A 21,740-nucleotide genomic window follows, 5' to 3' on the forward strand; every position below is an offset into this window, starting at 1 on the left:
GTCTCCCGTTACATTGACCACCATTTCCCATGGAGTTCACTTCGACTTGCCGTTTTCAGGCCCACCGGCGCCCAGCGATGCCACGACCAGCACCAATGGAGCATAGGCAAGAAACAGACCGGCGACGCCGTCGATTCGGCCCAGCGCCACGAAAACGGCGATCGGCGACAGCCAGATCAGATTGATCGCAGCCACCGACAAACTGATGGCGCGATGCTGGCCAAGACGCCGCGAAGCCCGCTGATAGGCATGGCTGCGGTGCGCTTCGTGAACCCGCTCGCCGCGCAGCAAGCGCCGCGCCAGGGTCCAGGTGGCATCGACCACGAAGGCGCCCAGCAGGATCAGCCACGACCAGAACAGCTGCGGCGCCTGCCAGGCCGCCTGCAGCGAAAGCCCGCCCAGCATGATGCCGAGGAAGCCGCTGCCGGCATCGCCCATGAATATCCGCGCGGGCGGGTAGTTCCAGGCCAGGAACCCAGCAGTGGCCGCGGCGAGCAACAGCGGCAGCCAGGCGGCCGACCCCGCCCCCGCCAACCAGCAGCAGAGCGCCGCGCCGCCGCAGACGGTAATCGCCTCCAGGCTGGCGATGCCGTCGATGCCGTCCATGAAGTTGTAGAGGTTCAGCAGCCACACCAGGTAGAACAACGCCAACAGCGAGCCGAATAGCCCCAGGTCCCAACGAGCGCCGGCGAACGACAGGGCCGGCAGCCCTCCTAGCATGTAGAGCAGGAAGGCCGCGCCGAGGAAATGGCCGAGCAGGCGCCAGCGCGCCGGTACGTGACGGTGGTCGTCGATGAAGCCCACCAGGGCTATCCAACCCCCCGACAGCAGCAGAGCAAGCATGGCGCGCGTATCGGTCAGCCCCATCCCCCAGGACAGCAGCAGCGCCAGCAGGAAGCTCAGGACTATCGCCACCCCGCCGCCCCTCGGCGTCGGCACACTGTGGGAGCTGCGCTCGTTGGGCACGTCCATCACGCTGCGCGCCAGAGCGTAGTGGCGAACCCCGGCGGTACCGGCCCAGGCCAGCATCAGTGCAAGAAACAGCAGCAGGAAGGTCATGCGCGGGTCTCCCGGTACCAGCGCGCCGTCGTCGCGAGCGCCTGGTCGATGCTCACCGGCGGCTGCCAGCCCAGCAGCTCGCGGGTCTTGCCAATATCGACCTGCAACGAACCCAGCACGCGCTGCGCCTGGGCTCCTCGCCCGAACAGCACGGCCAGCCCCCGCAGCAAGGCCACCGGCACCGGCAACAGCCGTGGGGGTACGCCGAGCGCCACGGCCAGGCGACGGCACAGCTCGGCGCTCGAAAGATCGTGATCGTCGCTCACCAGGAAGACCTGGTTGGCGGCACGCTCGTGCTCCAGGCAGACGCGCAGCAGATCGACCAGGTTGTCCCTGGCCACCAGGCTCCGCCGGCTGCGCACCCGAGCGAACGGCAGGGGCAACTGCCGCTGCACCACGCGCATCAGGCTGGCGAAGTTGGCCCCCACGCCCGGGCCGTAGATGAGCGGAGGGCGGATGACCACCCACTCCATCGCGCACTCTTCGGCCAGGCGCGACAACGCCCTTTCCGCCTCCAGCTTCGACTGGCCGTAGGGATCGGCCGGCGCCGGCCGATCCTCGGCACGGAACGGCCGGCCGGGCGGCGTCGACTCGCCGTTGACCTTGATCGAACTGATGAAGATGAAACGCCGCACCCCTGCGGCTGCGGCCTGGCGCGCCAGGTTGAGGGTGCCCTCGACGTTGACCGCGCGGAACTCGGCCAGGGGATCGCCCGCGGTTTCGCGCATGACATGCACCCGGGCCGCGGCATGGACCACGACGTCCACGCCAGCCAGTGCAGAAGTCCAGTCCTGGGTTGCGTTCAGGCCATCGATGGAATGGACCTCCACACCGGGAAATTCGCCAGGCAGACGGGAACGCACCGCCACCGCCAGGCGCAGTCCCGGTATCGCGGCAAAGGTTTCGAGAATGCCCCGCCCGACAAAACCGGTCGCACCGGTCAGAAGTACTTTCAACACCACTCCTAGAGATTCAAGGCGCCAGGGCACCATCCATGATTCCGGGCATCGGCATCACTGCTGGGGAGCAGCGATCGGCCTGAGCGTATTCCACCCGTGGCAGCCCGGACATTGCCAGTGCAGTTCACGCCCGGCGAAACCGCAATTGCCGCAGCGATAGTGCGGCATCGATCGATACAGGCCGAGGATGATCGGCTGCATGTGGGTGAACAGCTCCTGGTCCGCCCGTCCACCGCCCAGAGTGCCGAGCATGTCCAGCAAGCCTCGCCAGGAAGGTTGCTGCTGGACCTTAGCCAGCAAGCGGCCTCGCCAGCCCTGCCCATCCGCATCGAGCTGGGCCAGGATCGCCAGCAGCGCCGGCGATGCATCCGGCGCCTCGGCAAGACGGCGCAGGCAGGCGAGGATTTCCGGCTCGGCACAACACTCGCGGCGCCGCAGCATGGGCAGCAGCTCGCCGAGAAAGCCGGCATCGGCCGCGCAGAGCTCGGTGATGGAGGCGTCGGCAGCCTGGAAGTTGCGCTGCCACAGCTCACAATCCAGGCGCATCAGCAAGGCGCGCACGCATTGGGGGTCGACCCGCCGGGCTTCCTTGAGAAGCTCGCGGGCACCGTCGCGGTCACCCGCGCGAATGCGCTCCTGAGCCTGCTCGCAATAATAGTTGGCCAACACCGTCTTCAGCTGAGGGCGCCGCCCCACCAGGCGCGCAGCGAGTTCCACGGCACGCGCCCAATCCTTCTCGCGCTCGGCGATGCGACGCAACTCGTCCAGCGCTTCCAGCGAGATGGCCTGGCCATCGCGCTGCATCAGTTCATCCAGCAGTTGCTCGGCGCTGCCAAGCAACCCGCCGGCGATGTAATCACGGGCGAGTTCGAGACTGATCTGCGCGGACAACTCGGGGTTGGCCGATGCCTTGTCCAGCAGTTCCTGGTGGATCTGGATGGCCTTCTCGATATCCCCGCGGCGGCGGAACAGGTTGCCGACATGAACGTGGCTTTCGAGTGTTTCCTCGTTCAGCGAAAGCCCCTGGGAAAGGCGCTCCAGCGCGTCGTCGGAATGCCGGTCGAGCAGGTTGTGCATGTTGCGCACCCGCTCGCGCAACGCCTCGTCAGCCGAAGCCGGCCAAGAGCCCGGGCGCAACGAGCGTCGCCCCAGCCACCAACCGACGGCCAGGGCCAAAACGAACAGCAGCATTGCTACAACGCTGGACATCCCGGTGTCACTGGGTCTTCAGCGACTGGTCGCGCAGGGCCTGGTTTTCCTTGCGGAAGCGCGACACTTCGGAACGCAGCCCCGAGAGATGCAGGCGCGTGCGCGCCCGGAACGGAATGCTCAGCAGCAGGCCGATGACACCACCCAGGACGAAGGACAGGGTAATGAAGACCACCAGCGGCCACTCCGGCGTCTGCCAGCCCAGGAAGGCCAGTTGAACCCGCTGAAGGTTCTCCAGGACGAAGACGACGACCACTGCGCAGAGCAGGATGGCAGCCAGGAAGGCCAGAAAGCGTTTGAGCCGAAGCATGAAAAATCCTCGATCGTTCTCTAGCCGGCTACACGGGCTCGTTCACCCGATCGCGCAATTCCTTGCCCGGCTTGAAGTGCGGAACGAATTTACCATCCAGACGCACCGATTCGCCGGTCTTCGGATTCCGGCCGACGCGCGGTGCGCGGTAATGCAGAGAGAAACTGCCGAACCCACGGATCTCGATGCGATCGCCGGTAGCCAGAGCCTGGGACATCTGCTCAAGCATCGTCTTGATCGCCAGCTCCACATCCTTTGCGGAAAGCTGCCCCTGATGGGTGACGATTCTCTCGATCAACTCCGACTTGGTCATGGTTTTCCCTTCTTTTTCAAGCGGCTAGATCAGCTCTAGGTTCTTTTAGCACGCAGCTCAAGCTTTGAACAGCCTAAAGGAGGTGCAAAAAACAAAAGCCCCGGGCATCGCTGCCCGGGGCTTTTTCGTCGCTCAGCGCATCACTTCACCAGGAACGGCGAAGCCCCTTCCACCACGCCGGTCTCGTTGACGTACTGCTTCCAATGCTCGATCAACTCCGCCAGCTTGCCCGGCTGGGCCTCGGCCAGGTCGTGGATCTCGCCCGGGTCCTTGCCCAGGTCGTACAGTTGCCAACTGGCCGGCCCCACCGGCGCGGGGATGTATACCGCCTTCCAGTCGCCCTGGCGGATGGCGCGCATGCCGAACAGCTCCCAGCCGGTCACGGTCTTCTCGTCGTGGGCGCGTTCGGTCTCGCCGGAGAGCCAGCCCAGCCAGGACTTGCCACGCGGCTCGGCGACCTCGCGGCCGCGCCAGCGCTTGCCCGGGTGGCGCACGCCGGCCAGGTCGAGGAGGGTCGGGGTGATGTCCATGACGGTGGCGAACTGCTCGCTGATCACGCCCTGGCGCGCCAGCTGCGGATAGCGCACGAAAGCCGGCACGCGGATGCCGCCCTCGGTGGTGAAGGCCTTGAACAGCCGCGACGGCGCGGTGGCCGCCTGGGCCCAGCGCGGGCCGTACCAGACGTAGGAGTTGGCGCGGCCGATGTTCTCCAGGCTGTTGTCGTAGTGCTGGTCGAGGAAGCCCAGCAGGTCCGGGCCGAACTTCGGGAAGGCCTCCAGCAGCGCGCCCTCGGCGCCGTTGTCGGACATGAACAGGACGAAGGTGTTGTCCAGCTCGCCCTGCCGGCGCAGGTAGTCGACCACCCGGCCGATGTTCCAGTCCATGCGCTCGACCATCGCCGCATAGACCTCCATGGCCCGTGCCGACTTGGCCCGCTCCTCGTCGCTCAGCGCTTCCCACTCGCGGCTGATGGCGACCACCGGGTGCGCCTCGACGTCGTGCGCCACCAGGCCCAGCGCCTTGAGCCGCGCCAGGCGCTCCTGACGCAATGCCTCGGGGCCGGCGTCGTAGCGGCCGCGGTACTTGTCCACCACCTCCTTGGGCGCCTGCAGCGGCCAGTGCGGCGCGGAGAACGGCAGGTAGGCGAAGAACGGTCGCGCCTGGTCGCGCTCCTTCAGGTACTGCAGCAGCTTGTCGCCGAAGGCGTCGGAGGAATAGAAGCCAGCGGGCAGTTGCTCGATGAACCGGTCGTCCTCGATGTAGAGCGCCGGCGTGCCCTTGAGGATGCGCGGCGTGCTTTCGTCGTAGGGCGGCTCGTAGCCGTAGTGGTTGGCGGCGCCGGGCAGCAGCGAGAAGGAACGCTCGAAGCCGCGCGCGTGGGGCGCCTGCTCGGCCTTCAGGCCCAGGTGCCACTTGCCGGCCATCAGCGTCTGGTAGCCGGCCTCGCGCAGCAGTTCGGGCAGCGCCACCACGCGGTCGTTGAGGTAGCCCTCGTAGCCGGGCTTGCCTTCCAGCTCCGGGGTCAACGCCTCGGCCATGGTGCCGATGCCGGCGATGTGATGGTCGGTGCCGGTGAGCAGCATCGAGCGCGTCGGCGAGCAGGTCGGCGCGGTGTGGAAGTCGGTCAGGCGCAGGCCGGCGTGGGCCAGGGCGTCGAGGTTGGGCGTGGCGATCTCGCCGCCGAAGGCGCCGATGTCGGAGAAGCCGAGGTCGTCGGCGACTATCACCAGGAAGTTGGGGCGTTTGCTCATGTCGGGACTCGGTCGGTGGCGGGGATAGGCCTTGTAGGAGCGAGCTTGCTCCTACAAAAAAAGAAGAGGCGCCTCAGCAGGCGATGAACTCGAACGGCAGGTTCTCCACCCGCCTGGGCTGCGGCGCGAGGTAGTCGCCATCGCCGGTCAGCTCGTGCAGCAGTTCCTCGCGCAGGCGCAGGAAGTCGAAGCCGCCGCGCTCGCGCGGGTGCGCCAGGGGCACCTCGACGATACGCTTGATGCGCCCCGGGCGCGGCGCCATGACCACCACGCGGTCGGCCAGGAACAGCGCCTCCTCCACGTCGTGGGTCACCAGCAAGGTGGTGATGCGCTCGCGCTCGCGGATGCGCAGCAGTTCTTCCTGCAACTGCTGGCGGGTCAGCGCGTCGAGGGCGCCGAAGGGTTCGTCCAGCAGCAGGATGCGCGGGCTGGCCACCAGGCCGCGGGCGATGGCCACGCGCTGGGCCATGCCGCCGGAAAGCTGGTGCGGGTAGGCGCGGTTGAACGCGGACAGGCCGACCAGTTCGAGGTACTCGGCGACCTTGCGCGCCCTGCCCGCCTCGCTCAGCGGCTCGTTGACCAGGCCCAGGGCGACGTTCTGCTCCACCGTCAGCCAGGGGAACAGGCGGTGTTCCTGGAACACGATGCCACGCTCGCCGCCGATGCCGTCGATGGCCTTGTCGCCGATGCGGATCTCGCCGCGGTACTCGCGGTCCAGGCCCACCAGCAGGCGCAGCAGGGTGGACTTGCCGCAGCCGCTGGCGCCGACGATGGCGATGAACTCGCCCGTGGCGATGTCCAGGTCGAAGCGCTGGATGGCCTCCAGTTGCCGGCCGTCCACCGGGAAGCTCTTGCCGACCTGGCGGAAGCTCACCAGCGGCACGGAAGTGAAAGCGTTCATGTGTGTCTCCAGCGCGTGGCGCGCGCTTCGATGCGTTGTCCGAGGGCGCCGAGCAGGGCGCCGGTGAGGCCGACCAGGAGCATCCCGGCGCTGACCAGGTCCATGCGGAACAGCTGCTGGGCGCCAATCATCAGGCTGCCGATGCCGCCGTCCGAGGGCATGAAGTACTCGGCGCCGATGGTGCCCAGCCAGGCGTAGATCAGGCCCAGGCGCAGGCCGGCGAAGATCGACGGCGCCGCGCCCGGCAGGACCAGGCGGCGCAGGCGCTGCCAGGGCGACAGGCGCAGCACGCGGGCGGCCTCGCCCAGTTGCGCCGGCAGGCTGGCGATGCCGCGCTGGGTGGCCAGCAGCAGCGGGAAGAAACTGGCCAGGGCGACGAACACCACCTTGGCCGCCTCGCCCAGGCCGAACCAGGCGGTGAGCAGCGGCACCCAGGCGAAGATTGCCACCTGGCGCAGGGCCGAGAACGACGGGCCGAGCAGGCGCTCCGCCGGGCGCCACAGCCCCAGGGCCAGGCCCAGCAGGAAGCCGGCGCCGCCGCCCAGCAGCAGGCCCAGCAGGGAACGCTGCAGGCTGGCCAGCAGGGCCGTCGGCAGGCTGCCGTCGAGCAAGCCGTGCCAGGTAGCCTCGACCACCGCGGCGGGGCTGGCGAGGATCGCCGGGTCGACCCACTGGCCGACGCTCACCGCCTGCCACAGGCCGACCAGCGCCAGCGGCAACAACCACGGCTGCAGGCGCTGCCAGCCCTGGCCACGGACGCCACGGCGGAACTCGCCGACGGCCTGCTGCGGCCAGTGCACCAGGCGCCGCTCCAGGGCCTGGATGCCCTGGTCCATGGCCGCGCCCACCAGGCCGATGACGAGGATGCAGACGAACACCACGTCGAGCATGAACAGTTGGCGGCTCTGCACCATCAGGTAGCCGATGCCTTCGCTGGAGGCCAGCAGCTCCACCGCCAGCAGCGAGGTCCAACCCTGGGCCAGGGCCAGGCGCACGCCGGTGAGGAAGGCCGGCAGCGCCGCCGGCAACAGCAACCGGCGCACCAGCAGCGGCGGCGGCAGGCGCAGCACGGCGGCGGCCTCGCGCAGCCTGGGCTGGGCATCGCGCACGCCGACCAGGGTATGCAGCGCCACCGGGACTATCACCGCCTTGACCAGCACCACCAGCTTGAGCAGTTCGCCGATGCCGAAGAACAGCATGAACAGCGGAATCCAGGCCAGCGTGGGGACCTGCGCCAGGGCCAGGAAGGTCGGCAGCACGAAGCGCTCGGCGCGGCGGCTGAAGCCCAGCCAGGCGCCCAGCGCCGCGCCGCTGGCGATGCCGGCGAGCAGGCCCCAGAACAGCCGCTGCAGGCTGATCCACAGCTGCTGCCAGAGTTCGCCGGCGAACAGCTCGCGAGCGCTCTGCCAGACCAGCGACGGCGCCGGCAGTATCTGCGCCGACATCCAGTGCTGGTCGGCAGCCAGCCACCAGAGGACGAACAGGGCCACCGGAAACAGCCAGGGCAGCAAGCGCGGAGCGATCAGCGCCAGCCGCTGCGAGGCGGCGGCGCTTGCGGTGGGGTACACAGGCAAGGCGAGTGCCTTAGAAATATTCTTCATTGGAATATGAAAAAATCTATCAATGCATTTATGAGCTAAGAGTCCCCATTTAAGGGAAGCCTCCCCAGCGCAGCCAATGCATTCGACGAATATTTTTTATGCCTTGCATGCATTCGCCCGGCAGCACGGATGCGGGCTGACTTATCTCTATAAATTATTAAAAAATAAATTTTTATTATTTTATTAATCAGCCATGACCTGCCTTAGTGCCTTTTCCATTCCCCCGCAGGAGGCAGGCGCCATGAAGGCCCTCACCCACCAGTTGCTGTCGCTCTTCGCCGCCCCGGTGCTCGCCGGGCTGCTCGGCGCTTATGCTCCGTTCACCAGCGCCGCCGAAGCGCCGAAGGAAATCCGCATCGCCGTGCCCGACGTGGGCGCCGGGCAGAACCATTCCGGCGGCGGCCTCGTCGACGTGCTCTACACCCGCAAGCTGCTGGAGAAGGAGTTCGCCAACGACGGCATCCAGATCAAGTGGACCTACTTCAAGGGCGCCGGCCCGGTGATCAACGAGGCCTTCGCCAACGGCCAGGTGGACTTCGCCTACCTCGGCGACCTGGCGGCCATCATCGGCAAGGCCAGCGGCCTGGACACCCGCCTGCTGGCCGCCACCGGGCGCGGCGTCAACCACTACCTGGGCGTGCAGCCGGGCTCGGGGATCAAGACCCTGGCCGACCTCAAGGGCAAGCGCGTGGGCATCTTCCGCGGCACCGCCAGCCAACTGTCGTTCGACAACGCCCTGGCCAGCGTGGGCCTGAACGAGAAGGACCTGAAAGTCATCAGCCTGGACTTCAACGCCGCCCTGGCGGCTCTGGCAGCCAAGCAGATCGACGCCACCTGGGGCCTGGCCGGCCTCTTCGCCCTGCGCGAGAAGGGCCTGGCGGAAATCCCCCTGAGCACCCGCGACCTCGGCGGCGCCGGCACCCTGCAAGCCGTGCTGGTAGGCAACGGCGCCTTCGTCGACGCCCACCCGGAAATCACCCAGCGCCTGCTCAAGGTGGAACTGCAGGCCCTGGCCTGGGCCGGCGCCGAGGAAAACCACGCGGCCTTCATCGACCTGGTGTCGAACCAGGCCGGCTACCCGCCGATCATCCTGCAGACCGAATACAAGGACCGCCCGCTGGCCGAGGCCCTGTCGCCGCAACTGGACGCCGGCTTCCTCGGCAAGCTCGACGCCTCGATCCAGGCGGCCAGGCAGTACGGCCTGATCCGCCGCGACTTCAAGGCCGCCGACTGGGCCAAGCCGGACTACCTGGCGGCCGCCGCCAAGCTGGCTGCGGCGCAGCCGGTGGCGCAGGTGCAGTGATTGAGCCCGTAGCAGCCTGCGAACTCGATCGCGGATAACGCCCAGGTCAACCCCGGCGCCGCCTGGAACCAAGGCCAAACGGCGGATAACGCGGAGCGTTATTCGCCCTACGCCAAGCCCACCGTAGGGCGTATAACCGTTCGCGGTTATCCGCCGCCTCACCCAACCCCCTCCCCGCAAACCTTCACGCCACCGCACTCCGCTCTTCCTCATCCAACTCCACCAACATCTCGATCAACGCCCGCGCCGCCGCCGAAAGGCGATAGCCGGTACGGCTGACGATCCCACAGCGCGCCTGCAGACTGTCGATGTTATGCGGCAGGTTACGCAGATGCAGGCGCGCCACCTCGCCATTGGCCAGCGCATGGCGCAAACCATCCTCGCTGCCCACGCCAATGGCATCGGTCTGGCTGACGATGCGCACCAGCGAGCCCAGGTGCTCGCACTGGATGTTCGCCTGCAGGTCGCTCTTGCCGCTGAGGTTGGCCAGCAACTTGCGGATGCCCGGCGGCATCCGCGCCGAGGCCAGCGGGTAGGCGAACAGGTCGTTGGTGGACAGGCTCTCCTTGGCCAGCAACGGGTGCCCGCTGCGGCAGAAGAAGAAGCCCCGGCGCGGGCTCAGCGGCCGCGTCTGGAAGCCGGGGTCGGCCTCGAAGTGGCGGATGTCGGCGATGAAGAATTCGATCTCGTCGCGCAGCAGGCTGCGCGACAGGCGCTCCCAGTTGTCCACCTGGAAATCGATCTGCAGCCGCGGGTGGCGCCGGATCAGCCGCGCCACCGCATCGGGCACCAGTTTCTGCGCCGGCGCCGGCCCGCAGCCGAAGTGCAGCTCGCCGGCATCCAGCTTGTTCAGTTGGGTGATTTCCTGGGTCAGGTTGGCCGCGCCCTGCACCAGGCGCAGCGCGTGCTGCAGCACCACCTGGCCTTCCGGCGTGGGGCGCAGCTCCTTGCTGCCGCGGTCCACCAGCTGGCAGCCCAGCTCCTGCTCCAGGCCCTGGATGCTGCGGCTGAAGGCCGGCTGGGTGATGCCCATGGCATCGGCCGCGCGGACGAAACTGCGGTGTTCGGTGAGGGCGATGAAGTAACGCAGTTGGCGCAGATCCATGATGCTTTACCGGCATTGAAAATATTGGACAAAGGCATTTGCCCTCGGGGATGCGCTGGTTTTAAATGCAAGCTCTTATTCCGTCAACGAAGAATAAAACTTAAATTTATTCTTTTAAGAAATAAGAATATGCCCCTCGACCAGGAGCCCCCAATGGCCTTGCACCCTTTCGCCCCACGCCTGTTGCCGGCACGAATGCTTCCCTCTCGCGGCTGTAGCCGCTGAGCCCCGGCGTCGCCGGACGACGCCCACCGATTAGAAGAGAGCCGTTTTCGCCATGCCCCGCATGGCGCGGCCCCCTGTTGCCCGCGATCCGCCGGGCAGTGCCTGATGCAAGGAAAAGACGATGAGCCAGAGTGCTTCGCTGCAAACCCCGTTCACGCTGCGCCCCAGCCGATCCCGGCCCGGAGCCCCCGATTATGCCCTGGCCCTGCTGCTCGCCCTGGGCGGCGCGCTGCCGCTGCAGGCCGCCGAGCAGGACGAGGCCAGCGCCACGCCCGAGGCCGCCAGCGCCGCCGACAAGGGCACCAGCACCCAGGCCACCGCCCTGGGCAAGGTCACGGTCACCGCCCGGCGCCGCGAGGAAGACTCGCAGAAGGTGCCCACGCCGATCACCGTGCTCGACGGCGCCACCCTGGAGAACCAACGCATCACCAAGGTGCAGGACCTGCAGCAGGTGCTGCCCAGCGTCAACGTCGCCTACATCCACGCCCGCCAGTCGAGCATCGCCGTGCGCGGCATCGGCAACAACCCGGCCAGCGACGGCCTGGAGGGCTCCGCCGGGGTCTACCTGGACAACGTCTACCTGGGCCGCCCGGGCATGGCGGTGTTCGACCTGCTGGACATCGAGCAGCTGGAGCTGCTGCGCGGCCCGCAGGGCACGCTGTTCGGCAAGAACACCACCGCCGGCGTGCTGAACATCAGCACCCGCGCGCCGACCTTCACCCCCGAGCGCACGGTGGAGGTCTCCGGCGGCCAGGAAGGCTACTTCCAGGGCCGCGGCACGGTCTCCGGGCCACTCACCGACGAACTGGCCGGGCGCGTTTCCGCCTACCGCACGCGCAGCGACGGCTACATCACCAACATCCACGACGACAACAAGCTCAACGGCGGCGAGCGCCAGGGCATCCGCGGCCAGCTGCTGTACAAGCCCGGCGAGGACTTCAGCCTGCGCTGGATCAGCGAGTACAACGAGGAGGACTCCAGCAACGGCAGCATGGTGGTCTACGGCGCCGCCCCGCGCTTCTGGCAGCGTGCCGCGCTGGTCGGCGCCTCGCCGATCGCCGATCCGGACCGGCACAAGGTCAACATCGACAGCCGCCAGCACGTCAGCGTGCACCAGGGCGGCAGCTCGGTGGAGGCCAACTGGAAGCTGGCCAACGACTTCACCCTGACCTCCATCAGCGCCTACCGCTTCTGGAACTTCACCCCGGCCAACGACGAGCAGCTGAACGTCTCGGCGATCCGCAATACCGGGGTGGCGGTGCGCGACCGCCAGTTCTCCCAGGAAATCCGCCTGGCCTCGCCCACCGGCGGCGCCTTCGACTACGTGGTCGGCGCCTACGCGTTCACCCAGAACCTGGGCAACAAGACCTTCACCGACTATGGCCCGCTGGCCGACAGCTACCTGCTGGGGAACAACCTCAACGCCCTGAACGACACCTCCAGCAAGGCCAACGGCAAGATCGAGACGGACAGCTTCGCGCTTTTCTCCCAGGGCACCTGGCACCTCACCGACAAGCTCGACTTCACCGCCGGCCTGCGCGGCACCTATGAGGAAAAGGACGCCAAGGTGAAGCGCTACGCGCCGGTGGGCGGCGCGCCCGTGAGCGGCGCTGGCGCGGTGGTACGCAACGGGCAGCTGGGCGCCTACGATTCCGGCGACCTCAGCGTCTACAGCTTCGCCCCCTCGGCGCTGCTCAGCCTGAGCTACCAGTTCAGCGACGAGCTGCTGGGCTATGCCTCGCTGTCCCACGGCGAGAAGTCCGGCGGGGTGAACCTGGCGGTGGCCAGCGCGCCGAGCGCCGGCGCCGACTCGCTGCTGGTCGGCCCGGAACGCGCCAACGATGCCGAACTGGGGATCAAGTCGACGCTGCTCGACCGCCGCCTGCAACTCAATGCCAACATTTTCTGGACCGGCATCCACGGCTACCAGGCCACCACCCTGTACCAGCCGGCCGGCTCCACCCAACTGGTGCAGGTGCTGTCCAACGCCGGCAGCGTGCGCTCCCGCGGCCTGGAGCTGGAGGCCACCGCCCTGCCGCTGCGCGGCCTGACGCTGAACTTCAACGGCTCCTACAACGACGTCAGCTACCTGTCGTTCAAGGACGCCCCGTGCCCGGCCGAGATCAGCACCCAGCCCGGCGCCCCGGCCAGCTGCGACCTCACCGGCAAGCGCGTGGTCGGCGCCTCGAAATGGATCGCCAACCTCAACGGCGAATACAAGTGGCAGTTGGCCAACCGCTTCGAGCCCTACGTCAACGCCAGCTATTCGTACCGCTCCGAGGCCGAGGGCACCCTGGACGATTCCGATCTCTCGAAGATCCCCGGCTACGGCCTGGCGAACTTCTCCGTGGGCGTGCGCCACGACCTGGGCGACGGCCAGCTGGACGCCTCGGTCTGGCTGAAGAACGCCTTCGACAAGGACTACTACCTGGCCGCCTTCGCCAGCATCAACGGCTCCTACACCGCCTCGGTGGGCCAGCCGCGCACCCTGGGCGCCTCGGTCCGCTACGACTTCTGATCCCACTCGCCGCGCGGCGCAGTCCCGCGCGGCCCCTTGCAGTACCACCTACAGCAATGAGGAACACGAGATGAGCAACGCAGCACAAGCCATTCGACCCGCCGTACAACTCGACATCCACCCGGTGGCCGGGCGCATCGGCGCCGAGATCCGCGGGGTGACGCTTTCCGGCCAGCTGGACGCGGCCCCGGTCGAGGCCATCCAGGCCGCCCTGGTGAAGCACAAGGTGATCTTCTTCCGCGGCCAGAGCCAGCTCGACGACCAGGGCCAGGAAGCCTTCGCCAAGCTGCTCGGCGAGCCGGTGGCGCACCCGACGGTGCCGGTGCGCGACGGCACCGAATACCTGCTCGAACTGGACGGCGCCGAAGGCCGCCGGGCCAACTCCTGGCACACCGACGTGACCTTCGTCGAGGCCTACCCGAAGGCCTCGATCCTGCGCAACGTGGTGGCCCCGGAGGCCGGCGGCGACACCGTCTGGGCCAACACCGCGACCGCCTACGACGACCTCAGCGACGAACTCAAGGCCCTGGCCGACAAGCTCTGGGCGGTGCACAGCAACGAATACGACTACGCCGCCATCAAACCCAACGCCGACCCGGCGCGCCTGGAGCAGTACCGCAAGGTGTTCACCTCCACCGTCTACGAGACCGAGCACCCGGTGGTGCGCGTGCACCCCGTCAGCGGCGAACGCAACCTGCTGCTGGGGCACTTCGTGAAGCGCCTGAAAGGCCTGTCGCAACACGACTCCCAGCATCTCTTCGCGGTGCTGCAGAGCCACGTCACCCGCCTGGAAAACACCGTGCGCTGGCGCTGGCAGGCCGGCGACGTGGCCATCTGGGACAACCGCGCCACCCAGCACTACGCGGTGGACGACTACGGCACCCAGCCGCGCATCGTGCGGCGCGTGACGCTGGCCGGTGAGGTACCGGTGGGGGTGGATGGGCAGCGGAGTCGGACTGTCAGGAAAGCCTGAAAGCACAGCAAGAGCCCCTCTCCCTAACCCTCTCCCTGAAGGGAGAGGGGACTGGATCGGCATCAAGCGGAACAACCTCTCTCGCCTGCAAGCATGCAGCAGGAAGACAGCAAGGTCCGCTTCACACGGATACCCCCTCTCCCTTCAGGGAGAGGGCTGGGGAGAAGGCAACCCAAACCCGATACGGAGCACCCAAGCATGAGCCAATCCACCGCCCTGAAGATCGCCCCCGAACCCTTCGCCATCATCCCCCTCGACGCCCCGCTGGGCGCCGAGGTGCGCGGCCTGGACGCCCGCCAGCCGCTGACGCCCGAGCAGATCCTGGCGATCAAGCAGGCCCACCGCGACCACCACATCCTCATCTTCAGGAACCAGCAACTGGACGATCGGCAGTACCTGAATTTCGCCACCCTGTTCGGCGCGGTGTTCCAGCCGCCGGCGGACGTGCCGGTGCTGTCTTCCGGCGTCGACGGCAGGGCTCCGGACATCGTCAAGGTGGCCAATACCGGCGATGGCGAACTGGGCAACTTCGCCCTGCCCGCGCACATCGACCACCAGTGGACGCCGCTGCCCTCCTCCGGCTCCTTCCTCTACGCGCTGGAAGTGCCGAGCCAGGGCGGCGAAACCCTGTTCACCAACCTGGCGCTCGCCTACCAGAGCCTGGACGCAGCCACGCGCAAGGAAATCGACGACCTGCGGCTGATCAGCTACAACCCCTTCGCGCGCCTGAAGAACGGCTATTCGGGCGGCTTCGTCACCTACCGCACCCCCGACATCGAGCCGATCCAGGGCACCGAGCACCCGCTGGTGCGCACCCATCCGGAAAGCGGCAAGCGCGTGCTCTACCTCAGCGTCCACACCGAAGTGGAAATCCCCGGCCATGAGCCGCAGCAGGGCAAGGCCCTGGTCGAGCGCCTGCGCGCCCACCTGCAGAAGCCGGAGCTGATCTACAGCCACAAATGGCAGGTCGGCGACATCGTCTGGTGGGACAACCAGGCCACCCTGCACGGCCGCAACGCCTTCCCGGCCAGCGAGCGGCGCCGCCTGAAGCGCATCAGCCTGGGCGGCAGCCGGCCGTTCTGAGTTTCCCGCGGGCAAAGAAAAAGCCCCTGGCCGATGGCCAGGGGCTTTGCGAAGTGGTGGGTCGTGTAGGATTCGAACCTACGACCAATTGGTTAAAAGCCAACTGCTCTACCGACTGAGCTAACGACCCAACGCGAGGCGTATAATACTGATTTCTAACGCAAAAACAACACCTTTACGAAAAATTTTTCAGAAATATCGCGTAGGGTCTGAAATTCCCGCCGCGGCGAAGCCTTCGGCGCGCAGGCGGCAACTGTCGCACTTGCCGCAGGCGCGGCCTGCGTCGTCCGCCTGGTAGCAGCTCACGGTGAGCGCGTAGTCCACGCCGCGGGCCACGCCGGCCTGGATGATCTGCGCCTTGGAGAGGAACTGCAGCGGCGCCTGGATGCGGAAACCATCACCTTCCACCCCGGCCTTGGTGGCCAGGTTGGCCATGCGCTCGAAGGCCTCGACGAAGTCGGGGCGGCAGTCCGGGTAGCCGGAATAGTCCACGGCGTTGACGCCGATGAAGATGTCCCGCGCACCGAGCACCTCGGCCCAGCCCAGGGCCAGGGAAAGGAATACGGTGTTGCGCGCTGGCACATAGGTCACCGGGATGCCCTCACTGGGCGCCTCGGGCACGGCGATGCTGCTGTCGGTCAGCGCCGAGCCGCCGATGCCGTCGAGGTTCAGGCCGATGACCTTGTGCTCGACCACGCCCAGCTGGCGGGCCACGCGTTCGGCGGCCTGGAGTTCGGCGCGGTGGCGCTGGCCATAGTCGAAGCTCATGCTGTAGCAGGCGTAGCCCTCGGCCTTGGCCATGGCTACCACGGTGGCGGAGTCGAGCCCGCCGGAGAGCAGGATGACGGCTTTCTTCTGAGTCATGTGGTTACCCTTCCCGTCCGCGTCTCAGCGGCCCGGTTCGTCGTTCCAGAGGATCTTGTGCAGTTGCATCTGGAAGCGCACCGGCAGGTTGTCGGCGACTATCCAGTCGGCCAGCTCGCGCGGCGCCAGCTGGTGATGGCTCGGCGAGAACAGCACTTCGCCGGCGCGCTCGTCGAGGCGGTATTCGATCAGCTTGGACACCGCCCAGTCGTAGTCCTCGCGGGAGCAGAGGACGAACTTGACCTGGTCGTTGCCGGTGAGCTCGGCGATGTTCTCGTAGCGGTTGCGGCGCACCTCGCCGGAGCCCGGGGTCTTCAGGTCGAGCACCCGGCTGACGCGGCGGTCGGTGGCGGAGATGTCCAGCGCGCCGCTGGTCTCCAGGGATACCGAGTAACCGGCGTCGCACAGGCGCTGCAGCAGCGGCAGGCAGTTGGGCTGCGCCAGCGGCTCGCCGCCGGTGACGCAGACGTAGCGCGGCCGGTAGCCGGCGACGGTTTCGAGGATGCTGTCCAGGCTGCGGATCTCGCCGCCACTGAAGGCGTAGGCGGAGTCGCAGTACTGGCAACGCAGGGGGCAGCCGGTCAGGCGCACGAACACGGTCGGCAATCCGACGGTGCGCGCTTCCCCCTGCAACGAGTAGAAGATCTCGGTGATTCGCAGGGTCTGTTGCATATCAGCCACGGGCGTGACGGCTACACAGGCCATCCGCCTCCGTTGCGGTGTAATCGAACGAACGCCAGGCGTTCGGGAATTCCCGGGCGGGCAGACATCAGCCGAGCTGAAACCGCTCCGCGGCTCCGGGTGGCGGCGATTCTAACGGAAAACCAGGTGTTCGGCGCGTGGTGTCGTTCGTTCGGGCGGTAGCTGGGTGGGCGCGGCTTTTCGTAGGAGCGAGCTTGCTCGCGAACAGTAGTTACCGGTGACGTAGGTGTTGGGTTCAAGAGCGCCCTCTCCCCAGCCCTCTCCCTGAAGGGAGAGGGGGCTGTTCTGAGCTGCTGGAGAGTTCGGAGTCATCCTGATACTCCTAATCCCACCCTGTCATTCCCGCGAACGCGCACTACTGTCCGGAATATTTTCGAGGGGGCGTCTGGAGGGCTTGCGGGGGCTGAAGGCACGGGTTAAACCGTTGAGCGCCAACTCAACCTCACAGCCCCCGCAAGATGTTCAGGATAAGCCGTTTTCACGATGTACTAAAAGCGCTGCCTCGCGGCGTCTTCGATCGACTGGTCGCCGAACACGGCGCCGACAAGCACAGCAAGCGCTTTGGCAGTTGGGATCACCTGGTCGCCATGGTGTATGCCCAACTGGCCGGCGTGAGCAGCCTGCGGGCGCTTGAAACCAGCTTCAACAGCCATCCCCATCAGCACTATCACCTGGGTACGGGCCCGATCCGGCGTTCCACCCTGGCCGACGCCAACGAACGCCGTAATACCGAGGTCTTCGCCCAGGTTGCGCACTACCTGATGGCGGGCGTCTGCCGGCAGTTACGCCGTGACGGGAAGGAACTGCTGTACCTGCTGGACTCCACCACGATCACCCTCAAGGGCCCTGGCTTCGACGAATGGACGCTGTCCAATCGAACCCGCTCCCAGGGGCTGAAAGTCCATGTGCTGTATGCCGAGCAGGCGGCAGCACCGGTGCATTGCAGCTTCAGCGCAGCCAACGTCAACGACATCGACGAAGGCCGGACGCTGGGTATCGAGCCACAGGCCACCTACGTATTCGACAAGGGCTATTACGACTTCAACTGGTGGGCGAGCCTGGATGCCCAGAAGGCCCGCTTCGTCACACGATTCAAGTCCAATGTGCGGCTCAAGGTCCTGGCCCAGCGCGAGGTTCCCCAGCAAGACCGGGAAACGATCCTGCGAGACGAAGAGGTGAACTTCTCCAACCGCAACCCAGGTGGCCGACGGCGTAATCACTACACCCAGCCCCTGCGGCGGATCCTGGTGAACCGCCCAGGCGATGAGCCGCCTCTAAGCCTGGCGACCAACGACCTGAGCAGCCCGGCGGCAGAAATCGCCGAGCGCTATCGGGATCGCTGGCGGATCGAGCTGTTTTTCAAATGGATCAAACAACACCTGAAGGTCAGGCGTTTCCTGGGCCGTAGCGAGAATGCCGTGCGCATCCAGATTCTCTGTGCGCTGATCAGCTACTTGCTGCTGAACCTTTACTAACGCAGGACGGGAACGCGGCAAAGCCTATGGATGCTGATGGTGGAGGTACAGGCGACGCTGTTTCAGCGTCCTGGCCTGGAGGCCGAACGTTACCGACGACGGCAGGAGCGAATACGCGAGATCAGCCTGCGTCAGGGGCAGCTGTTAATAGCATAAGGCGTGCCGGACAGTAGTGCGCGAACGCGGAAACCCAGTGACTGCGGGGTTCGCGAGCAAGCTCGCTCCTACGAAAAGCAAAAGCGCGTTTGCTCTTGGGATTTCCAGAGAAATATCCGAGCGCACCGGAACGCCCCTTCAGAAGGCCGAGCGAAACCCGCGCTCAGGAGGTCATGCGACATGGATGTCGCGAGAGCCCCGATGGGCTACAGGGACGTACCCTCGGGGCGGGCCTCCGTGGCGGGGGAATTCGCGAGGGTAGCCCGGCTCCATCGGGCCCGTATGTCGGGGCAAGCCTTTTTGGTTCCTTTTGTGGCGATTGACAAAAGGGACTCGCCCGAGGGGGCGAAACAAAAAATCTCCGCAGACTCGGTGCGGCGCGCTACACCGAGCAAGAAGGCAGCTGGGTTCCCGCGTTCGCGGGAATGACGAGGGTGAGGATTGGAGCGCGGGATAAAGGTTCGCGAGCAAGCTCGCGCCTACAGGAAGGACATGCCCGGCAGGAATGAAAAACGCCGTTTCCCCCTGCTGGAAGAAACGGCGTTTTCAGATGAACGACAAGAGGCTTACTTGAGGCTCTTCAGATCCCGCTGGGCCAGTTGGGCGGCGGAGCTGCCCGGGTACTGGGCGACCACCTGCTGGAGGATGCCACGGGCCTTGTCGTTGTTACCCAGGCGACGCTCCACGTCGGCCAGCTTGTACAGCGAGTCCGGCACCTTGGGGCTGCTCGGGTAGGCCTGGCTGACCTTGGCGAAGGCCTGGCCAGCGCCCTGCAGGTCGCCCTTGGCCAGGTTCACCTCGCCCAGCCAGTACTGCGCGTTGCCGGCGTACTGGCTGCTGGGGTATTTGCGCAGGAAGGCGCCGAAGGCCTGGCTGGCCTTGTCGAAGTCCTTGGCCTTGATCAGGTCGAAAGCCGCATCGTAGTAGAGCTTCTCTTTCGCCGGATCGCCCGGCTCGCTGCTCGCGGGCTGGGCCTGTTGCTGCTGGGCGGCAGCGGCGCCGGCCGCTGCGCCCGCACCGGCGGCGCTGCCGTCGGTGGAGGGGTTCTGGGCTGCCGGAGCGGAGGAAAGGCGGCGGTCGAGGTCCTGATAACGCTCGAGGCTTTCCTGCTTCAGCTGCTGGATCTGGTTCTGCTGCTCTTCGAGGGTGCCGCGCAGGCGGGCGATCTCGTCCTGCATCTGCTGCAGTTGCAGGAACAGCTGGGCTTGCCCGGAGACGGGAGCGGCCGAAGCCGCCCCGCCACCGGCATAAGCACCATCAGCACCTGCGGTGCCGTACCCCGCGGGCGGCGCGCTGGCGTAACCGCCATCGTTACCATCCACCACCGGAACCGCGGCCGCCGCCATCAGCGGCAGGCCGCAGACCATCAAGGTCAGGAGTCGCAGGCGCATAGGGTCTTACTTCTTCAGCTCAACGCGACGGTTCTGAGCCCAGGACTGTTCGTCGTGGCCGGTGGCAACCGGACGCTCTTTACCGTAGGAAACCAGTTCCAGCTGAGCCGGGGACACGCCCTGCAGCACCAGATAGCGCTGAACGGCCTTGGCGCGACGCTCACCCAGAGCCATGTTGTACTCGCGGGTGCCGCGTTCGTCGGTGTGGCCTTCCAGGACGACGTGCTGGCCGCTGCCTTTCAGGTCTTTGGCGTGTACGTCCAGAGCGCGCATGGCTTCCGGCTTCAGGTCGGAGCTGTCGTACTCGAAGTAGAAGGTGGTGATCGCACGCAGAGCGGCTTCGTCGCTCAGGCTGCCGTCAACGGCACCGCTGTTGGCGCCGTAGCCAGCGTTCGGGTCAACGCCGCCATTGGCGCCTTCACCAGTAGCATCGCCTTTCTTGGACGAGCAACCTACGGCTACGGCCATGGCGAGGGCGATAACGGCAAATTTGCCGAATTTCAGCATTTCCATCATGTAACTCCTAATGAACCCCAGTGTATAAGTTTGGAACAGTTGGCAACCGTCAGTTCAGGTAAGGGGACCAGGATGGCTCGCGCACGTCGCCCTGAGCGGTGGGTAGCGGTAACCGAACACGTCCGTTGATGCTGGCGAGCATCAACACGCCCCGGTCCTGCTGGCGGGTGGCGTATATTAGCATCGTGCCATTTGGCGCAACAGTGGGCGAATCGTTCAGCGTGGTGTTCGAAAGCACCCGCAGATTGCCGCGTTGCAGGTCCTGGGCGGCGATCTGGAAGTTGGTGAAACCTTCCTGGCGGTGGACCATCACCAGGGTCTTCTCGTCGGCCGAGAGTTTCGGGTTGGCGTTGTAGTTGCCGGTGAAGGTCACGCGGTCGGTGGCGCCGCTGTTGACGTTCATCTTGTAGATCTGCGGCTTGCCGCCACGGTCCGAGGTGAAGTACAGGGTCGAGCCGTCCTTGCCCCAGAAGGGTTCGGTGTCGATGGCCGCGTTGTTGGTCAGGCGGCGCAGCTGGCGCGAGCCCAGGTCCATCAGGTAGATCTCCGGGTTGCCGTCGCGCGACAGCACCAGGGCCAGGCGGTTGCCGTCCGGGGAGAACGCCGGGGCGCCGTTGAGGCCTTCGAAGTTGGTCAGCTGCTCGCGGCGGCCGGTATCCACGTACTGCATGAAGATGCGCGGGCGCTTCTGCTCGAAGGACACGTAGGCGATGCGCCGGCCGTCCGGCGAGAAGCGCGGCGAGAGGATCGGCTCGCGCGACTGCAGCAGGGTCACCGGGCGGGCGCCGTCGTAGTCGGCGCGCTGCAGGGTGAAGCGGGTGTTGTCGGCGGAGAAGCGCTCGGCGGTCACGTAGAGCAGCTTGGTGGAGAAGGCGCCCTTGATGCCGGTGAGCTTCTCGAACGACTGGTCGGCGATGAAGTGCGACATGTCGCGCAGTTGCTCGACGCTGCCGCCGACGCTGCCGGTGACGATCTGCTGCTGGGTGGCGACGTTGAACAGGCCGTACTGCACCTGCAGGCGGCCGCCGGCCGGGGTGATGTTGCCGATCAGCACGTATTGCGCGCCCAAGGCCTGCCAGTCGCGGTAGATCACCTCGCTGGCCTGGGCCGGCAGGCTGATCATGTTCTGCCGCGGGATCGGCTCGAAGTAGCCGGAGTTGCGCAGGTCGTTGCCGATGATGTTGGCCATGTCGTCGGGCAGGACGTTGCCGCCCTGCCAGCCGAAGGGCACCACGGCGATCGGCACGGCGCGATCAGCGCCGCTGGTCACCAGAATGTTCTTCTCATCTGCCATCGCCACGCCTGCCACGCAGAGCAGGGCGACGA

19 protein-coding genes and 1 tRNA gene are annotated in these 21,740 nt (G+C 66.5%); 5 read left to right on the forward strand and 15 right to left on the reverse strand.

Annotated features, from left to right (window positions below):
* Nucleotides 1-36: 36 nt before the first annotated feature.
* The 8 genes from IG194_RS05635 to IG194_RS05670 all read right to left on the reverse strand — a co-directional run bounded on the left by IG194_RS05635 (nucleotide 37) and on the right by IG194_RS05670 (nucleotide 8,103).
* Nucleotides 37-1,059, reverse strand: coding sequence for an MraY family glycosyltransferase (locus IG194_RS05635; protein WP_058490826.1), 1,023 nt, complete (start codon nucleotides 1,057-1,059; stop codon nucleotides 37-39).
* Entirely contained in the window at nucleotides 1,056-2,015 is a 960-nt protein-coding gene (locus IG194_RS05640; protein WP_058490827.1) for a UDP-glucose 4-epimerase family protein, read from the reverse strand. Before IG194_RS05640 ends, IG194_RS05635 begins: the two co-directional genes overlap by 4 nt.
* Before the next feature lie 57 nt (nucleotides 2,016-2,072).
* Nucleotides 2,073-3,209 (reverse strand): tetratricopeptide repeat protein, encoded by a 1,137-nt coding sequence (locus IG194_RS05645; protein WP_225617180.1) that lies wholly within the window; start codon nucleotides 3,207-3,209, stop codon nucleotides 2,073-2,075.
* Nucleotides 3,210-3,234: 25 nt separating this feature from the next.
* Nucleotides 3,235-3,537 (reverse strand): lipopolysaccharide assembly LapA domain-containing protein, encoded by a 303-nt coding sequence (locus tag IG194_RS05650; protein WP_009621013.1) that lies wholly within the window; start codon nucleotides 3,535-3,537, stop codon nucleotides 3,235-3,237.
* Nucleotides 3,538-3,565: 28 nt separating this feature from the next.
* Nucleotides 3,566-3,850 (reverse strand): integration host factor subunit beta, encoded by a 285-nt coding sequence (gene ihfB, locus IG194_RS05655; protein ID WP_009621012.1) that lies wholly within the window; start codon nucleotides 3,848-3,850, stop codon nucleotides 3,566-3,568.
* A 140-nt stretch (nucleotides 3,851-3,990) separates the two neighbouring features.
* Nucleotides 3,991-5,601: an arylsulfatase gene (locus IG194_RS05660; RefSeq protein ID WP_058490831.1), complete on the reverse strand. Its 1,611-nt coding sequence runs from the start codon at nucleotides 5,599-5,601 to the stop codon at nucleotides 3,991-3,993.
* A gap of 73 nt (nucleotides 5,602-5,674) precedes the next feature.
* Nucleotides 5,675-6,502 carry an ABC transporter ATP-binding protein gene (locus IG194_RS05665; protein ID WP_058490833.1) on the reverse strand — a complete coding sequence of 276 codons (828 nt, stop codon included), beginning with the start codon at nucleotides 6,500-6,502 and terminating at the stop codon, nucleotides 5,675-5,677.
* Nucleotides 6,499-8,103: an ABC transporter permease gene (locus tag IG194_RS05670; protein ID WP_058490835.1), complete on the reverse strand. Its 1,605-nt coding sequence runs from the start codon at nucleotides 8,101-8,103 to the stop codon at nucleotides 6,499-6,501. Before IG194_RS05670 ends, IG194_RS05665 begins: the two co-directional genes overlap by 4 nt.
* A gap of 241 nt (nucleotides 8,104-8,344) precedes the next feature.
* Here IG194_RS05670 and IG194_RS05675 point away from each other — a divergent pair, with 241 nt between their 5' ends.
* The gene (locus IG194_RS05675; RefSeq protein WP_058490837.1) at nucleotides 8,345-9,406 is read left to right on the forward strand and encodes an ABC transporter substrate-binding protein; all 1,062 of its coding nucleotides are present in this window, start codon (nucleotides 8,345-8,347) and stop codon (nucleotides 9,404-9,406) included.
* 184 nt (nucleotides 9,407-9,590) lie between these two features.
* Here the strand turns inward: IG194_RS05675 and IG194_RS05680 are convergent, their stop codons facing one another.
* Nucleotides 9,591-10,511 (reverse strand): LysR family transcriptional regulator, encoded by a 921-nt coding sequence (locus tag IG194_RS05680; RefSeq protein WP_043267523.1) that lies wholly within the window; start codon nucleotides 10,509-10,511, stop codon nucleotides 9,591-9,593.
* A gap of 346 nt (nucleotides 10,512-10,857) precedes the next feature.
* Here IG194_RS05680 and IG194_RS05685 point away from each other — a divergent pair, with 346 nt between their 5' ends.
* The 3 genes from IG194_RS05685 (at nucleotide 10,858) to IG194_RS05695 (ending at nucleotide 15,310) form a co-directional block, all read left to right on the forward strand.
* Nucleotides 10,858-13,254 (forward strand): TonB-dependent receptor, encoded by a 2,397-nt coding sequence (locus IG194_RS05685; protein WP_141679791.1) that lies wholly within the window; start codon nucleotides 10,858-10,860, stop codon nucleotides 13,252-13,254.
* Between the two features lie 70 nt (nucleotides 13,255-13,324).
* The gene (locus tag IG194_RS05690) at nucleotides 13,325-14,227 is read left to right on the forward strand and encodes a TauD/TfdA dioxygenase family protein (RefSeq protein ID WP_058490839.1); all 903 of its coding nucleotides are present in this window, start codon (nucleotides 13,325-13,327) and stop codon (nucleotides 14,225-14,227) included.
* Between the two features lie 198 nt (nucleotides 14,228-14,425).
* Nucleotides 14,426-15,310, forward strand: a complete 885-nt coding sequence (locus IG194_RS05695; RefSeq protein ID WP_192353642.1) for a TauD/TfdA dioxygenase family protein — start codon at nucleotides 14,426-14,428, stop codon at nucleotides 15,308-15,310.
* A gap of 54 nt (nucleotides 15,311-15,364) precedes the next feature.
* On the opposite strand, the gene IG194_RS05700 is transcribed toward IG194_RS05695, so the two are convergent.
* From IG194_RS05700 to queE, 3 genes are all read right to left on the reverse strand, one after another.
* Nucleotides 15,365-15,440, reverse strand: a tRNA-Lys gene (locus tag IG194_RS05700).
* A gap of 59 nt (nucleotides 15,441-15,499) precedes the next feature.
* Nucleotides 15,500-16,174 (reverse strand): 7-cyano-7-deazaguanine synthase QueC, encoded by a 675-nt coding sequence (queC, locus tag IG194_RS05705; protein ID WP_058490843.1) that lies wholly within the window; start codon nucleotides 16,172-16,174, stop codon nucleotides 15,500-15,502.
* Nucleotides 16,175-16,198: 24 nt separating this feature from the next.
* Complete coding sequence (queE, locus tag IG194_RS05710; RefSeq protein ID WP_024128550.1) at nucleotides 16,199-16,846, reverse strand: 7-carboxy-7-deazaguanine synthase QueE; 648 nt, start codon at nucleotides 16,844-16,846, stop codon at nucleotides 16,199-16,201.
* 488 nt (nucleotides 16,847-17,334) lie between these two features.
* Between queE and IG194_RS05715 the strand changes: the two genes are divergently transcribed.
* Nucleotides 17,335-18,351, forward strand: a complete 1,017-nt coding sequence (locus IG194_RS05715) for an IS4 family transposase (protein ID WP_153010646.1) — start codon at nucleotides 17,335-17,337, stop codon at nucleotides 18,349-18,351.
* A 722-nt stretch (nucleotides 18,352-19,073) separates the two neighbouring features.
* Here IG194_RS05715 and ybgF read toward each other — a convergent pair.
* From ybgF to tolB, 3 genes are read right to left on the reverse strand one after another with little or no spacing between them, the layout of a single operon-like run.
* Nucleotides 19,074-19,898, reverse strand: a complete 825-nt coding sequence (gene ybgF / locus IG194_RS05720; protein ID WP_009616944.1) for a tol-pal system protein YbgF — start codon at nucleotides 19,896-19,898, stop codon at nucleotides 19,074-19,076.
* 6 nt (nucleotides 19,899-19,904) lie between these two features.
* The gene (pal, locus tag IG194_RS05725; protein WP_009616943.1) at nucleotides 19,905-20,411 is read right to left on the reverse strand and encodes a peptidoglycan-associated lipoprotein Pal; all 507 of its coding nucleotides are present in this window, start codon (nucleotides 20,409-20,411) and stop codon (nucleotides 19,905-19,907) included.
* 52 nt (nucleotides 20,412-20,463) lie between these two features.
* Nucleotides 20,464-21,708 (reverse strand): Tol-Pal system beta propeller repeat protein TolB, encoded by a 1,245-nt coding sequence (gene tolB, locus IG194_RS05730; RefSeq protein WP_218585322.1) that lies wholly within the window; start codon nucleotides 21,706-21,708, stop codon nucleotides 20,464-20,466.
* Nucleotides 21,709-21,740: the final 32 nt, after the last annotated feature.

The organism is Pseudomonas sp. ADPe, assembly GCF_014843515.1.
GTDB classification, from domain to species: domain Bacteria; phylum Pseudomonadota; class Gammaproteobacteria; order Pseudomonadales; family Pseudomonadaceae; genus Pseudomonas; species Pseudomonas citronellolis.